Annotated in this window: 12 protein-coding genes; 3 read left to right on the top strand and 9 right to left on the bottom strand. The window is 61.9% G+C overall.

What is annotated here, in order from left to right; genetic code table 11:
- The first annotated feature begins 76 nt into the window (after positions 1-76).
- Positions 77-3,508, top strand: a complete 3,432-nt coding sequence (locus tag HMPREF2781_RS03205) for a pyruvate carboxylase (protein WP_070644370.1) — start codon at positions 77-79, stop codon at positions 3,506-3,508.
- A gap of 487 nt (positions 3,509-3,995) precedes the next feature.
- Here the strand turns inward: HMPREF2781_RS03205 and HMPREF2781_RS03200 are convergent, their stop codons facing one another.
- The 3 genes from HMPREF2781_RS03200 to HMPREF2781_RS03190 all read right to left on the bottom strand — a co-directional run bounded on the left by HMPREF2781_RS03200 (position 3,996) and on the right by HMPREF2781_RS03190 (position 7,588).
- Entirely contained in the window at positions 3,996-4,553 is a 558-nt protein-coding gene (locus HMPREF2781_RS03200; RefSeq protein WP_070644368.1) for a GNAT family N-acetyltransferase, read from the bottom strand.
- Positions 4,554-4,813: 260 nt separating this feature from the next.
- Positions 4,814-6,586 (bottom strand): ATP-binding protein, encoded by a 1,773-nt coding sequence (locus tag HMPREF2781_RS03195; protein WP_070644366.1) that lies wholly within the window; start codon positions 6,584-6,586, stop codon positions 4,814-4,816.
- Between the two features lie 141 nt (positions 6,587-6,727).
- Positions 6,728-7,588 carry a sulfurtransferase gene (locus HMPREF2781_RS03190; RefSeq protein WP_070446383.1) on the bottom strand — a complete coding sequence of 287 codons (861 nt, stop codon included), beginning with the start codon at positions 7,586-7,588 and terminating at the stop codon, positions 6,728-6,730.
- A 289-nt stretch (positions 7,589-7,877) separates the two neighbouring features.
- Between HMPREF2781_RS03190 and HMPREF2781_RS03185 the strand changes: the two genes are divergently transcribed.
- Both HMPREF2781_RS03185 and HMPREF2781_RS03180 read left to right on the top strand, forming a co-directional pair.
- Complete coding sequence (locus HMPREF2781_RS03185; protein WP_010189357.1) at positions 7,878-8,936, top strand: Cj0069 family protein; 1,059 nt, start codon at positions 7,878-7,880, stop codon at positions 8,934-8,936.
- Positions 8,937-9,132: 196 nt separating this feature from the next.
- Complete coding sequence (locus tag HMPREF2781_RS03180) at positions 9,133-10,269, top strand: DUF4282 domain-containing protein (RefSeq protein WP_070446381.1); 1,137 nt, start codon at positions 9,133-9,135, stop codon at positions 10,267-10,269.
- Between the two features lie 150 nt (positions 10,270-10,419).
- Here the strand turns inward: HMPREF2781_RS03180 and HMPREF2781_RS03175 are convergent, their stop codons facing one another.
- The 6 genes from HMPREF2781_RS03175 to HMPREF2781_RS03150 all read right to left on the bottom strand — a co-directional run bounded on the left by HMPREF2781_RS03175 (position 10,420) and on the right by HMPREF2781_RS03150 (position 15,266).
- Positions 10,420-10,836 (bottom strand): DUF3151 domain-containing protein, encoded by a 417-nt coding sequence (locus HMPREF2781_RS03175; protein WP_070644364.1) that lies wholly within the window; start codon positions 10,834-10,836, stop codon positions 10,420-10,422.
- Positions 10,837-10,954: 118 nt separating this feature from the next.
- Positions 10,955-11,551, bottom strand: coding sequence for a Maf family protein (locus HMPREF2781_RS03170; protein WP_070644362.1), 597 nt, complete (start codon positions 11,549-11,551; stop codon positions 10,955-10,957).
- A 4-nt stretch (positions 11,552-11,555) separates the two neighbouring features.
- Positions 11,556-11,750, bottom strand: coding sequence for an acyl-CoA carboxylase subunit epsilon (locus tag HMPREF2781_RS03165; protein ID WP_070644361.1), 195 nt, complete (start codon positions 11,748-11,750; stop codon positions 11,556-11,558).
- Between the two features lie 10 nt (positions 11,751-11,760).
- Entirely contained in the window at positions 11,761-13,092 is a 1,332-nt protein-coding gene (locus HMPREF2781_RS03160) for a carboxyl transferase domain-containing protein (RefSeq protein WP_070644359.1), read from the bottom strand.
- Between the two features lie 60 nt (positions 13,093-13,152).
- The gene (locus HMPREF2781_RS03155; protein ID WP_070521352.1) at positions 13,153-14,766 is read right to left on the bottom strand and encodes an acyl-CoA carboxylase subunit beta; all 1,614 of its coding nucleotides are present in this window, start codon (positions 14,764-14,766) and stop codon (positions 13,153-13,155) included.
- A 227-nt stretch (positions 14,767-14,993) separates the two neighbouring features.
- Positions 14,994-15,266 (bottom strand): hypothetical protein, encoded by a 273-nt coding sequence (locus HMPREF2781_RS03150; protein ID WP_070644358.1) that lies wholly within the window; start codon positions 15,264-15,266, stop codon positions 14,994-14,996.
- Between the last annotated feature and the right edge of the window lie 4 nt (positions 15,267-15,270).

Below are 15,270 nucleotides of genomic sequence, written 5' to 3'. Positions count from 1 at the left end.
CCGATTCTCGCCCGCGTTGTCGCCTCGGACACTATCCTTGTCTTCGTATTGTTCCTATCTGAAAGGATCACTCCTAGTGTCTGATACCGCCCACAAGTCCTTCTCCAAGATCTTGGTGGCCAACCGCGGTGAGATTGCCGTGCGTGCCTTCCGCGCCGCCTTTGAGGTCGGTTCCAAGACCGTTGCAATTTATCCCAAAGAAGACCGCAACTCCTTCCACCGCGCCTTCGCGGATGAAGCCGTGCGTATCGGTACCGAGGGTCAGCCGGTCAAGGCTTATCTCGATATCGATGAGGTTATTCGCGCCGCCAAGAAGTCCGGTGCGGATGCCATTTACCCGGGGTATGGCTTCCTTTCAGAGCGTGCAGATTTGGCTCGCGCCTGCCGTGACAACGGCATCAAGTTCATCGGCCCCACGGCTGAGACCCTCGACCTGACCGGCGATAAGGCCGCCGCTGTGGCTGCAGCTGAGGAAGCAGGGCTGCCTACGTTGAAGGACTCGAAGCCCTCGACGGACGTCGACAAGCTGGCGGAGTACGCCAAGGACTTTGAGTTCCCCGTCTTCGTGAAGGCAGTGGCCGGCGGTGGCGGCCGCGGTATGCGCTTCATCGAGAACGAAGCAGAACTGAAGACCAAGTGCGCTGAGGCCTCCCGCGAGGCGGAGGCCGCCTTCGGCGATGGCAATGTTTACCTCGAGACCGCGGTCATTCGCCCGCAGCACATTGAGGTGCAGATTCTGGCTGACTCCCAGGGCAACGTCATGCACCTGTACGAGCGCGACTGCTCCGTGCAGCGCCGTCACCAGAAGGTCGTGGAGATCGCCCCGGCGCCGACGCTGGACCCGGAACTGCGAGATCGCATCTGTGCGGACGCCGTGAAATTCTGCGAGCACATCAACTACGAAGGCGCCGGTACCGTCGAGTTCCTCGTCGATGAGAAGGGCAACCACGTCTTCATCGAGATGAACCCGCGCGTGCAGGTGGAGCACACCGTGACCGAGGAGGTCACGGGCGTGGACATCGTGAAGTCCCAGATGCAGATTGCCGCGGGCCTCTCCCTGGAGGAGCTGGGCCTCAAGCAGGAAGATATCCACATCACCGGCGCGGCACTGCAGTGCCGTATCACCACTGAGGACCCCTCTAACGGCTTCCGCCCAGATACCGGCACGCTGACCCAGTACCGCTCGCCGGGCGGCGCGGGCGTGCGTCTCGACGGTGCAACGGCCGTCGGCGCGGAGATCTCCCCGAACTTTGACTCGCTGCTGGTGAAGATGACCTGCCGCGGTGTCACTTTCGAGCAAGCCGTGGCCCGTGCGCAGCGCGCGCTCAACGAGTTCACCGTGGCCGGCGTGGCCACCAATATCGGCTTCCTGCGCGCTCTGTTGCGCGAGCCGGACTTCGTCAACACTCGCGTGGACACCAGTTTCATTCCGGAGCACCCGGACCTGCTGAAGGCCCCGCCGGCTGTGGACGAATCTGGCCGCATCATCGACTACATCGCTGACGTGACCGTCAACAAGCCGAACGGTGAGCGTCCGACCACCCTGCGCCCCTTCGATAAGCTGCCGGATCTGGACTTTAACTCCGAGTTGCCGCGCGGTTCCCGTGACGACTTGCTGGAGCTGGGCCCGAAGAAGTGGGCAGAAAAGATCCGTAAGCAGGATGCTCTGGCGGTCACCGATACCACCTTCCGCGATGCTCACCAGTCCCTGCTGGCTACCCGCGTGCGCGGTACCGCTCTGGTCACGGCTGCTGAGGCCGTTGCCCGCATGACCCCGGAACTCTACTCCGTGGAGGCGTGGGGTGGTGCTACTTACGACGTCGCCATGCGCTTCCTCAAGGAGGACCCGTGGGTGCGCCTGGATCTGCTGCGTGAGGCCATGCCGAACCAAAACATCCAGATGCTGCTGCGCGGCCGCAACACCGTGGGCTACTCGCCGTACTCCAACGATGTGTGCACCGGCTTCGTGCAGGAGGCTGCTAAGTCCGGCGTGGATATCTTCCGTATCTTCGATGCGCTAAACGACGTCACCCAGATGCGCCCGGCTATCGACGCCGTCCTAGAGACCAACACCACCGTGGCCGAGGTTGCCATGGCCTACTCCGGCGACATGTGCTCCCCGGATGAGAAGCTCTACACGCTGGATTACTACCTCAAGCTGGCCGAAGAGATCGTCAACACCGGCGCCCACGTCTTGGCCATTAAGGACATGGCAGGCCTGCTGCGTCCGGAGTCCGCATCCAAGCTGGTCATGGCTCTGCGCAAGGAGTTTGATCTGCCGGTTCACGTGCACACGCACGATACCGCGGGTGGCCAGCTGGCTACCTACTACGCGGCGGCCCTCTCTGGCGCGGACATCGTCGACGGTGCCTCCGCACCGCTAGCGGGAACCACCTCTCAGCCATCGCTGTCCGCCATCATCGCGGCATTCTCCAACTCCTCGCGTGACACCGGTATTTCCCTCAAGGCAGTCTCTGACCTGGAGCCCTACTGGGAGGCAGTACGCCAGCTCTACCAGCCGTTCGAGAAGGGCATTCCTGGACCGACCGGCCGCGTCTACCGCCACGAGATTCCGGGCGGCCAGCTGTCCAACCTGCGCGCGCAGGCTACTGCGCTGGGCTTGGAGGACCGCTTCGAGGTTATCGAGGACACCTACGCTGCGGTGAACGAGATGCTTGGCCGCCCGACCAAGGTGACTCCGTCCTCCAAGGTGGTCGGTGACCTCGCTCTGCACCTCGTGGGTGCTGGCGTGGACCCGGCTGACTTCGAGGCCAACCCCACCAAGTACGACATCCCGGATTCCGTCATCGCCTTCCTACGCGGTGAGCTCGGTACGCCTCCGGGTGGCTGGCCGCCGCTGCGCGACAAGGTCCTGGAGGGCCGCGCGCCTGGCGACGTCGCCGTCAAGCCCGTCCCCGAAGAGGAGAAGAAGCACCTGAGTTCGGATGATTCCACCGAGCGCCGTGCCTCCCTCAACCGCTTGCTCTTCCCGAAGCAGTTCGAGGAGTTCAACGAGTTCCGCCGCACCTACGGCAATACCGAGGCGCTGACGGATACCGTCTTCTTCTACGGACTGGAAGAAGGTAAGGACTACATTGTCCACCACTTCCCGGAGGGCTCCAACGACCGCGCAGACCTCAAGCCCATCACCTTGCGTCTTGATGCTATGGGTGAGCCGGACGAGAAGGGCATCCGCAACGTCGTACTCAACGTCAACGGCCAGATCCGCCCGCTCAAGGTTCGCGACAACAACGTTGAGTCCACTGTCGCCACCGTGGAGAAGGCTGACCCGTCCAACGAGGGCCACGTGGCCGCACCGTTTGCCGGCGTGGTGAACCCGACCGCCAAGCCGGGTGACGAGGTCAAGGCCGGCGACCAGATCGCCGTCATCGAGGCCATGAAGATGGAAGCCTCCATCTCCGCCACCAAGGATGGCACCATCGAGCGCGTCGCCATCGGCGCCGCCACCAAGGTTGAGGGCGGCGACCTCATCGCGGTCATCAACTAAAGACCGGCTTAGGTCATGGATGGGTGAGCAGCGTCATTCTTGGCGCTGCTCCCTGGTGGTTTTGGCGGTGGGATGGGATTCTTCCTCACTACATTGACCTAAGTCAGGAGGGCGCCTCGCAAAAGGCATCTGGCAGAAGGCATCTTTGGGTCCAAAAACGCCATCTGCACTGAGTAAAAGGCGTTTTCAGCCGTGAAAACGCCTTTTGACTGATGCCTTTTATCAGACGCCTCCCGCATGTCGATGGAGGCACGTAGACGTTGCGCGTTGCGAGGGGAGCGAAGAAGCTAGTCGCGTTTTCGCGAAGATACGTGCAGCGTTATACGGAAACCGTCGTTGTGGCCCGACTTGGATCCGCGGTGGGTGAGCAACGTCGCTCTTCGCGCTGCCGTAGGCGCGCCGCGAAAGGTGTCGAGTATAGTCGACACTTTTAGAAGAAACCGAGGAAGTGTCGAGTATAGTCGACATCTTTTGTCGGCTTGCGGTGCTAGAAACGCTTGAGCATCACGTGGGCATCCGGGCGGCCCGGGACGTCGATGTCGACGAAGCCCTCGGATTCATAAAGCTTGCGGGCGCCGGTGTTCTCCGGCTCAATCCACAGCGATACCGCGGGCGCCTCCTGTGCCTCGGCGAGGTCGCAGGTGTTGCGCAGGAGGCGTCGCCCAGCGCCCAAGCCCCTGTAGCGGGACTCCACCGCAAGGAAGAGCTCGGGGATTTCCTCCGGATCCAGGTCGGTGGCCCACTGGGACTCATCAAAAGGATCGGCCTCTGGATTGCCGGTGTAAGCAGCACCCTTCGCTTCAGTGGTGTAGTAGCGCAGCCACGCGCCACCAACGGGCACGCGGTGGCTGGAGACAGCGATGACGCCGCCGTCGACATGGGGAGACCATTCATCGACGTACAGCCCCACGTCAGGCGTGTGGAAGTCCCCGATATGGGCGTCCTCGTCACCGAGGACATCGGCGAGGAAAAGAAGGCGGGAGAGGTAGGTACGGTCGTGCTCCTTGGCCAACCGTACGCCGAACTCGGAATCGTTAACGCTCATGCCTTTCGAGGCTACTTGATCTCTGAATTTAGTCACTAACTGAGTGACTCGAGGGGAGTTGGTGGCGCAATCCTGATGCGCCATTGCTGCATCCCCCCGGAGCGGCAAAACAGCACCCCGGTAAGTAGTACTCAGCGGGTAAGTAACCCGGAGCAGAGCTCCACCGGGGTATCACGTCAAAGAGTACTTAATAGTGCTAATCGAGGCAAGGTTTGTCGCAGTTTTGCGCTGTTCTCTGCCGGCAGAGACGCATTAGCGAACTACTTGATCTCCAGAATCGGCTCGCCCTTGTTGATCTGCGTGCCGGTGGATACCTTGAGGTCGGTCACGGTGCCGGATTTGTGGGCCTTGACGGGGTTCTCCATCTTCATGGCCTCGAGGACGACGACGACCTCGCCCTCTTCCACTTCCTGGCCCTCCTCGACGGCGACCTTGATGACGCTGCCCTGCATCGGCGCGGTCACGGTGTCGCCGGACACGTTTGCCGACGCCCCCTTGCCACGACGCTTCTTCGACTTCTTGCGCTTATTGCCACCGCCCAAGAGGAGGTTGCCCGGCAGGGCCACCTCGATACGGCGGCCGCCCACCTCGACGACGAACTTCTGGGCGGCCTCCTGTTCTTCGTCCTCGGGGGCCTCGGTGGTGTCGGTGTATTCGGGCAGTTCGTTTACCCACTCTTCCTCGATCCACTTGGTGTAGACCGTGAAGTTGCCGTCTTCGGCGACGAAGGCAGGATCGGTGAGGATTGCTTGGTGGAAGGGGATAACCGTGGGCAGGCCCTCGATGCGGTACTCGGCTAGGGCGCGGCGTGCACGCGCAATGGCAGTCGCGCGGTCCGGGCCCCAGACGATGAGCTTGGCCAGCATGGAGTCGAACTGGCCACCAATGACGGAACCTTCGCGCACGCCGGAGTCCATGCGCACGCCCGGGCCGGAAGGCTCGGAGTACGTGGCGACGGTTCCGGGGGCTGGCATGAAGCCCGCGGCGGTGTCCTCGCCATTGATGCGGAACTCGATGGCGTGGCCGTGCGGAGCCGGGTCCTCGGAGATGGAAAGCTCGCGGCCCTCGGCGATGCGGAATTGCTCGCGAACGAGGTCGAAGCCAGTGGTTTCCTCGGTAACGGGGTGCTCCACCTGGAGGCGCGTGTTGACCTCAAGGAAGGAGATGAGGCCATCGGCGCCCACAAGGTACTCCACGGTGCCGGCACCGTAGTATCCGGCCTCGCGGCAAATGCGCTTGGCAGATTCGTGGATGGAGGCGCGCTGCTCATCGGTGAGGAAGGGGGCAGGAGCTTCTTCAACGAGTTTCTGGAAGCGGCGCTGCAGGGAGCAGTCGCGGGTGCCCATGACGACGACATTGCCGTGCTGGTCAGCCAAGACCTGAGCCTCGACGTGGCGGGCCTTATCCAGGTAGCGCTCGACAAAGCACTCACCACGGCCGAAAGCAGTGACGGCCTCGCGCGTGGCGGACTCGTAGAGGTCCTTGATCTCCTCGCGGGTGTGGGCGACCTTCATGCCGCGGCCACCGCCACCGAAAGCGGCCTTGATGGCAACCGGTAGACCGTGCTCGTCGGCGAAGGCCTCGACCTCCTCTGCGCTGGCGACGGGATCCTTGGTGCCCGGTGCCATGGGAGCGTCAGCACGCTCGGCAATGTGACGGGCGGTGACCTTGTCACCCAGGTCGGCGATGGACTTCGGGGAGGGGCCGATCCAGGTCAGGCCCGCGTCGATGACGGCCTGGGCAAAATCGGCGTTCTCGGAGAGGAAGCCGTAGCCGGGGTGGATGGCGTCGGCGCCGGATTTGGAGGCGGCGTCGAGAATCTTGTTGAAGTCGAGGTATGACTCTGCGGAAGTTTGACCGCCGAGTGCAAAGGCTTCGTCGGCAAGCGTGACGAATGGGGCGTCAGCATCTGGCTCAGCGTAGACCGCTACGGATGCGATGCCGGCGTCGCGAGCCGCGCGGATAACGCGGACCGCGATCTCACCGCGGTTGGCCACGAGGACCTTGGTGATGTTCTTGGTTTCAACTGCCACGGCAGGAACCCTCCTCCATTTTTTCTGATAGGACTGCGTACTATTCTTGCACACCAAAACATGAGGATACCTTCACATCTTGGTTTCGTGTCAAAAAATAAACCCGCACCAGCGTGGATGCGGGGTTAATTCGGTGTGTTCTTAACGCTCAACGGGCATTCGAACCATGTTGCCCCACTCTGCCCACGAGCCATCGTAGACGCGCGGGTTGTCGAAGCCGAGCAGGTACTTGAGTACAAACCAGGTGTGTGCGGCCTGAGCGCCGACATGCGAGTAGAGGACGGTTTCCGTTGCGGGCTCTAGCTCGCCATAGTTGACCTTGAGCTCGCTGAGCGCGCGGAAGCAGCCGTTGGGGTAGACCGCTCGATCCCACTCGAGGTTGATGGCGCCTGGGATGTGACCGTGGGTCAAGGTGGTGCCGTAGGCAGACTCACCAGTTCCGTTCTTGAGGGCAGCTTCGCCGCAGAACTCGTCTGGGCTGCGGGTGTCGACCACCGTGGCGGTGGAGCCGCGCAGCTCGTCGACGAAGATGCGGGATGATTCTTCGCGGGAAACCTCAGGGTAGGAGGAAGGGGTCGGGTCAGGGACCATAAACGAGGTATCGCGTTCCTCGGACATCCAGGCATCCCGGCCACCATCGAGAAGCCGCACGTCTTCGTGGCCGTACAGCTCAAAGATCCACAGGGCGAATGCAGCCCACCAGTTGGACTTGTCTCCGTACAGGATGACGGTGTCATCGCGCTCGATGCCCTTCGAGCGAAGGAGGGCTGTGAAATCTTCCGCGCTGATGATGTCCCTCGTTGTGTTATCGAGCAACTCCGTCTGGACGTTGATACGGATAGCGGTGGGGATGTGGCCGATATCGTAGAGGAGTGAATCCTCATCGACCTCGATGACGTGGAGGCCGTTGATGCCCAGTCGCGCGGATAGCCACGGTGCGGACACGAGGCGCTCAGGGTGCGCGTACTCCTGGAAAGGGGGATTCGGGTCGAATTCGGCCACGGTCCACCTGCCTTTCTCGTTAAGGGGAAACGTTCGCTTCAACTCTAGCGCGCTCGGCCGAAAAGTGGTCACGGGGGAGGGGTCTTTGTGGTGTTGGATACATTTTTATGCCGTAGGGCGCCAGCTCGCGTGCACTGGTTATAACAAGTGTGCAGGTCAGGGGCTAAAAACTGCGTTAAGCTCGACTTTTATCGCATTTTGGCGTCGCTTCTTCAGGTGAGCGAACAGGCCTCACCTGGGTTATTTTAAGAAGTGACACTCATTAACCCCCTAGCGAAAGGGAAGCACTGTGCACAAGGCAATCGTCGTCTTCGAGGTCGAGGGCGGATCCGACAAGCAGATCAATGGACACCGTAAGGACACCATGCCGATCGTCGACTGCATCAAGGATGCAGGCTGGCACGCAGAGGTCGTGTTCTACCGTCCCGAGTGGTCTGAGAAGCTCTTTGAGTATGTATCTGAGAACTTCGATGCCTACATTTCCCGCGTGAACCCGGGCAACATCCCGGGCGGTGAGAAAGGCTACTTCGACTTGCTCACCAAGCTGTCCGACGCCGGCCTGGTCGGCATGTCCACCCCGTACGAGATGATGGCTTACGGCGCCAAGGATGCCCTGGTTAAGCTCAATGACACGGACCTGGTTCCGGCTGACACCGCCGCCTACTACGACGTCGAGTCCTTCCACAAGACCTTCCCGGCCTCCCTGTCCTACGGCGAGCGCGTGCTCAAGCAGAACCGCGGTTCCACTGGTTCCGGCATCTGGCGCGTGCGCCTTGCCGACGAGAAGCTGGCCGAGTCCGTCGAACCGGGCACCGCACTGCCTCTCGACACCAAGATCAAGTGCACCGAGGCTGTGGACAACCACACCGAGGAGCGCGAGCTCGGCGAGTTTATGGATTTCTGCGACCAGTACATCGTGGGTGACAACGGCATGCTCGTGGACATGCGCTTCATGCCGCGCATCGTTGAAGGCGAGATTCGTATTCTTCTCGTGGGCCCGGATCCGGTCTTCGTGGTGCACAAGAAGCCGGCTGAGGGCGGTGACGCTTTCTCCGCGACCTTGTTCTCCGGTGCCAAGTACACCTACCAGAAGCCGGAGGAATGGCAGGAACTCGTCGACATGTTCGCTGAGGTCCGCCCGGTCATTGCAGAGAAGCTCGGTGGTGACAACATCCCACTGATCTGGACCGCAGACTTCATGCTGGCGGACGGTGAGAACGGCGAAGACACCTATGTCCTTGGTGAGATCAACTGCTCCTGCGTGGGCTTCACCTCTGAGCTGGACATGGGCATCCAGGAAAAGGTGGCGGCTGAAGCCATCAAGCGCGTGGAGGCCAAGCACGCATAAGCGTTTATTTTCGCGCTAGCCTTATCGAGTTTCCCCTGCCGCGGCAGGGGAAATTTGCATTTTCTTGGGGCTTATTCCCCGAGCCGGGCTGCCGGTGAGCGAGATCTCAGGTACGTTCGAAGGGGTAAAAATTGCGCCAGTGTAGTGCTGTAGCGTGCTGCGAAATTCGATGATTCTCCGAAAGGTCTAAGGAATAATGACGAACCCCAACCAGTTTGGTGAGAACGCCGACAACAGCGATAGCAACGTGGGCGATAACAGCTTTAACGGTTCCCACGGCGAGAACTCTGGGAACGATAACTTCGGTAGCTTTGGCGGCTACGGCAGCCCCCAGTCCAACAAGGATAGCTCGGCGTCTGGCTGGAATGCCCAGGATTCGAACTCCGGCTTTGGCTGGGGTGGCCAGGCAGGATACGGCGATTACTCCGAGAACTCCGCTGAGACTTCCTCGTTTGGTAGCGCCTCTTCCCAGGATTCGCAGCCGGACACTGACCGCGAAGCTAAGGACAGCACGTTTAGCGAAGGCTTTGCTTCTGCTGAGCCCGCATCCGAGTCCGCTAAGGACCAGGACACCCACTCCACCCAGGACTCCTTTGGCGCCTCCTATGCTTCCTACAACACCGATAGTGGTGCTGGCGCCGAGCATGCCGCTGAGTCGACGAACTCGAACCAGAGCCACAGCGACAACGGCTACGGCACTAACGGCTATGGCAACGACGGCTTTGGCGGTGGTGCGCAGACGGAATCCAACCAGGGCCATGGCTTTGGGCAGCAGTCAAGCAATGGTTTCGGTAGCCAGGCCTCTCACTCCAACTCCACGTCCGGTTTTGGTAGCTACTCCCAGCAGAACCAGGGCTTCGGTGCACAGGAGCAGCAAGGTTTCGGCTCCCAAGGACAGCAAGGTTTCGGCACCCAGGAGCAGCAGGGCTTTGGCCAGCAGAACTCGCCCTTTGCGGCCTCCCCGCAGAATCAGTACCCGCAGCAGGCTGCGCCGAATGGCGGTTCTTCCAAGGGCACGGGATTCTTCAAGGCGCTATTTGACTTCTCTTTCAGCAACTTTATCACCCTGAAGTTCTCGTCCTTCATTTATATGCTGCTCGTCATTTTGTCAGCAGTCTTCTGGGTAGGAACGATCCTCTTCTCCTTCGCGTTTTTCGCTGATAGCGTTCTTTTGGGAATCCTTGCGTTCCTCGGTGCTGTGATCTTCGGCGGAATCACCTTCCTTTTTTACGTCATCCAGTTCCGATTGATCTTGGAGTTCTTCGTGGCAAACATCCGCACCGCGCAGAACACCGGCGATCTGGTTGCCAAGGCGGATGGCGATAAGGCTTAAAAGTCACTCTCCGCGCTGCTGTAGGGCAGACAAACAAATCCCGCGGCCTCAGTATTCGAGGTCCGCGGGATTTTTCTATGCAGGGGCCGCCGCGGTTTACGCGGCGAGCAGAGCGGCGTTGTTCCTAGCCAGTCGGGCTGGCCGAGCTGCTTAGTCCAGCAGCGCGGCGACGGACTCGGGGTCGGCGTCGGAAAGCATCTGGCGGATGCGGTCATACTCCGCGTCCTCACCGATGGCCTTTGCAGCATGGCCCAGAGCGGCAATCGCGCGCAGCACACCCTGGTTGGGCTCGTGGGAGAAGGGGACAGGGCCCCAGCCCTTCCAACCATTGCCGCGCAGGCGGTCGAGGCTGCGGTGGTAGCCGGTACGCGCATAGGCGTAGGCGGTGATGAAAGCGGTGGGCTCAGCACCCTTGTTCTTGTCTAGTTCCTGTTCCGCCAGCAGAGCCCAGAGCAGCGGGGAATCCGGGTGGGTGACAATTCCTGCGGTGAGATTGGAGGTACTGTCAGCACCCGGATCGGCGGGCAGCTTGATGGGCGGGGGAGCGAGCATATCTTTCATTTCCATGCCGCCCCACTCTAGCCATGTGGCGCCACGGCCACCAGAGGGGGTGAACCAGGAAGGGGCGAACCTTGAAGGGGCGAACCTGGAAGGTTCGCCCGGAACTAGAAGGGCTCGCCCAGAATTAGTGCTGAGCCCAGAAATCGGAAACGTTGAGCCCAAAGGAATACAGCGCGCGGCGCAGCACTGGTAGCGAAAGGCCGATAACGGAGGAGGGATCGCCCTCAATGCGGTCGATGAACCAGCCACCGAGGGCCTCCAAGGTAAAGGCGCCGGCGCATTCGAGTGGCTCGCCGGTGCGGGCATAGGCCTCGATATCGGCGTTCGAAGCCTGGGCAAAGTGCACCGTCGTGCGCGAGGCTTCTACGAAGCGCTTATCGCCCCGCAGCACGCAATGGCCGGTGATGAGCTCCGCGGCGCGCCCGGCCTGCGCGTGCCAGCGCTCCACGGTGGCCTCGGGGGTATGGGGTTTGCCTTGGAGGGAGCCGTCGAGAAGCAGCATGGAATCCCCGCCCGCCACGACGTCCTCAGGATAGTCAGGAGCAATAGCCTCGGCTTTAGCCGTGGCGAGGGCGCAGACGATCTCGGCGGGCTCAGCACCCGCCAGGCGCTCCTCGATGGCCCGCTCGTCCACGTGGGCCGGGGCGATGACGGGTTCCACGCCCGCACCCCGCAGGATGGACAGGCGGGAGGGGGACTGGGAAGCTAGAACCAGGCGCATGCGCTTAGTAGTAGCGGACGTTGCGGAAGGCGGACGGGTTGAATACGTCACCCGGCTGGCCCCACAGGTCGCGCTCGGAGCGGATATCGGCGGCCTTGGCGCGCGCCTCAGAGTCGAGCTGGCTGAGCACCGTGGACAGGGCCGCCACCTCAGCGTCGGTGGGGTTGCCGCGCAGAACGGTAAACAGGGAAGCGGTCATAGGGAAACCTCTACAAAACGATATTGCCGTGTTTCTTCGGCAGGGTTGGAATAATCTTGCGATCCAGCAGGCGCAGGCCCTCGATGAGGGAGCCGCGGGTGGCTGCCGGGGTAATGACGGAATCGACGAGACCACGCTCAGCGGCCTGGTACGGGGTCAGGTAGGCGGCGGCCTCCTCCTCGCTCAGCTCTAGCTCTGCGGCCAGTGCAGGGGCATCGGCCACTGAGATCTCGGCCGTCGGCCACGCATAGGACAGGTCCGCACCGAGTTCCTTGGAGCCGAAAGCGATGTAGCCGGTGCCGTGCGCGCGGCGGACGATGACACTGATCTTGCCTACGCTCGCCGCGGAGTAGGCGTGCACCAGCTTGGCCAGTGCTGCCTTCTCCACATCCAGCGCCGGAGTATCGACGAACTCGATAATGGGGGTATTGAAGGCATCGCAGAGGCGGATGAAACGCGCGGCCTTAGCGGCAGCTTCCGCATCGAAGGAGTCGCGGTTGGCGATGATGCCCACGGTGCGTCCCTCCACGCGGCCGAAGCCGGTGAAGGCACCGCGCACCTGGGCGCCGAGCTCGAAAACATCCTCGCAGGTGGCGGTGACCACGTCCGCGAGATCGACGGCGCCGTCATCTCCCACGAGGGTATCGAGGGCGTGGTCGGCGTCGGTGATGTTCTCCTCCACAGAGCCCGCAACGATGGTGGCGTCGGTGCGGGGAGCGGCGGCACGGTTATTGGAAGGCAGGTAGGAGAGCACGCGCTTGGCGACGTTCACCTCGTGCTCCCCATCCGCCTGCAGGTCGCCGTCCGGAGCAATGACGACATCCGACAGCGCGGCCACCAGCGAGGCCTCCTTGGAGTCCGCGTAGACCGCCGTGACCTGCGGGATGAGGCCGGAAGCGGTGGTGGCGCGGGCCAGGATGCGGGCCTGCATGGCGGAGGAGACAATGCCCTCCTGGGCGCGGGGCTTATCGCTGGCGACGAGTGCGACGATGGGCACGCCGGTCTTAATGGCCAGGTCATAAAGCTTGGTGACCTTTTCGCCATAGACCTCGCCCATGGTGCCGTCGAAAAGCGAGGCGTCCTGCGCATAGGCGCAGACCTTGCGGCCATCGACGGTGCCGAAGCCGGTGACGACGCCATCGGTGTAAGGACGGATGTGCTCGCGGCCGAACTCGGTGGAGCGGTGGCGAGCGAGCGCGTCGGTCTCCACGAAGGATCCGGCGTCAAAGAGCGCCTCGATGGCGCTGCGGGCCGCAGGAACCTCTCCCTGCGGCGCCCGGGACTCGGTGAGCTTGGCGCTCAGGTCCTCGATCTTGCCAGCGGTCGTCTTCAAGTCAGTCATGGGACACTAGTGTAATACAGTGCGTCTGCTGCACTACGCTGCGCTCGTTCCGAGCGCAGCCTAAAGCGGGATGTTGCCGTGCTTGCGTGCCGGGCGAGCCACATTCTTGTCCGTGAAGAAGCGCAGATTCTTGGCGATTGCACTGCGGGTTTCAGAGGGGAGAATGACGGCGTCGATAAGCCCGCGCTCCGCTGCCTTATACGGGTTGAGCATGTGGTCTTCATACTCACGCTCGAAGGACTTGGTCAGCTCAGCTACGTCGAGGCCCTTTTCGTGGGCAGCCTTGATCTCCTTGCGGTAGATAAAACCGACGGCGCCGGCAGCGCCCATGACCGCGATCTGGGCGGTGGGCCAGGCCAGGTTGACGTCCGCTCCCAGTCCCTTGGAGCCCATCACACAGTAAGCGCCGCCGTAGGCCTTGCGCAGGGTGACGGTGATCTTCGGAACGGTGGCTTCGGCGTAGGCGTAGAGCAGCTTGGCGCCGCGGCGCAGGATGCCATCGTGTTCCTGGTCGGCGCCGGGGAGGAAGCCGGGGACGTCGACCAGCATGATGATCGGGATATTAAAGGCATCGCAGGTGCGCACGAAGCGCGCGGCCTTCTCTGAAGAATTGATGTCGAGGCAGCCGGCGAAGACCTGGGGCTGGTTGGCCACGAACCCTACGGTGCGCCCTTCGATGCGGCCGAAGGCGGTGACCACGTTATCGGCGCGGTCGGCTTGGATCTCCAGGAAATCGCCGTCATCGGTGAGAGCCTCGATGATCTCCTTGACGTCATAGGGCTGGTTCGGGGAATCCGGGATGATGCTATCCAGCACGAGGTCGTCGACGGTTTCTTCGCCCAGCTCCTCGTAGGGCTCAACCGGGGTCAGCTGGCGGTTATTGGAGGGTAGGTAGGTCAGTAGGTCGTGTACCCAATCGAGCGCTTCCTCGTCGCTAGAAGCGGTGTAGTGCGAGGTGCCGGACTTGTGCATGTGGACGCCGGCGCCGCCGAGTTCTTCCTGGCTGACTTCTTCACCGGTGACGGTCTTGATGACGTCGGGCCCGGTGACGAACATCTTGGACTTCTCATCCACCATCACCACGAAGTCGGTCAACGCGGGGGAGTAGGCGTTGCCGCCGGCGCAAGCACCCATGATGACGGAGATTTGTGGGACGACGCCGGAGGCCTTGACGTTCTGGTAGAAGGTCTTGGCAATCCAGTCCAGGGACACGGCGCCATCCTGGATGCGGGCGCCGGCGCCCTCGTACAGGCCAATGAGTGGGCGGCCGGTGGTGATGGACAGCTCCATGATCTTGATCATTTTCTCGCCGTAGACCTCGCCGAGGGCGCCGCCGAAGACGGTTCCGTCCTGGGAGAAGATGCAGACCTCGCGGCCGTCGATGGTTCCCCAACCGGTGACGATGCCATCGGTCAGCGGGCGCTTCTTGCCCATCCCGAAGTCCGTGGTGCGGTGCACGGCGAGCATGTCGGTCTCCACGAAGGAGCCTTCATCGAGGAGGTAGTCCAAGCGCTCACGCGCGGTGAGGCGGCCCTGGGCGTGGACCTTGTCGTGGGCTTTTGCACCCATGGGCTGCGCCGCTGCTTCGCGACGCCTCTTCAGTTCAGCGATCTTGCCTGCGGTGGTGTCGGCGCTCAGGGAGTCAAGCTCCGACAAATGTGAGGAAATAGTCATGTTTCGACAGTGTAGAGAAGTTTTGTATGGGAATGTATAGCGGCGCGCGGGTGATTTCCCTCACAGTCCGCGTTTGTGCAGGTAGGTGGGGTGGGAAAGATGAGGGTTTCCTCGGGAATGGTGTGTCGGGCACATGGTTGCCAGTGTAATTGGCGTGGCATTGGTGGGATTGGCTGGTGCGGGTAAAAGAAAAGCCTCGCTCCCCGGAGGCGGGGGCGAGGCTTGAGTTAAGCGGCTTTATCTGGAGCGTCGGCTAGCCAGCCGAGGTTGCAAAGGAAGAGTTCAACCTCTGTGAGATCCTCTTCGCTGGGAAAGGAGTTGGTCAGCGCCGCGTAGGACTCTTCGATGTCGGTGCGGGTGGCTGGGACAAGGCCGTGCTTGTGCAGATCTTCGGCGATCTGCGATACCAGCGGCGCCGGGTGCACCGTGTCAAGGTTGATTCCGGTGGCACTCTTGAATTCGTTAGTGATGGCGGAAAGGAATCCGGTCAGGGTATTCATTTGG

This window comes from Corynebacterium sp. HMSC062A03, assembly GCF_001811145.1.
In the GTDB taxonomy this organism is placed as follows: Bacteria; Actinomycetota; Actinomycetes; order Mycobacteriales; family Mycobacteriaceae; genus Corynebacterium; species Corynebacterium aurimucosum.
Note: the sequence above shows the minus strand (reverse complement) of the source record. Positions and strands in the feature narration are given on the sequence as shown.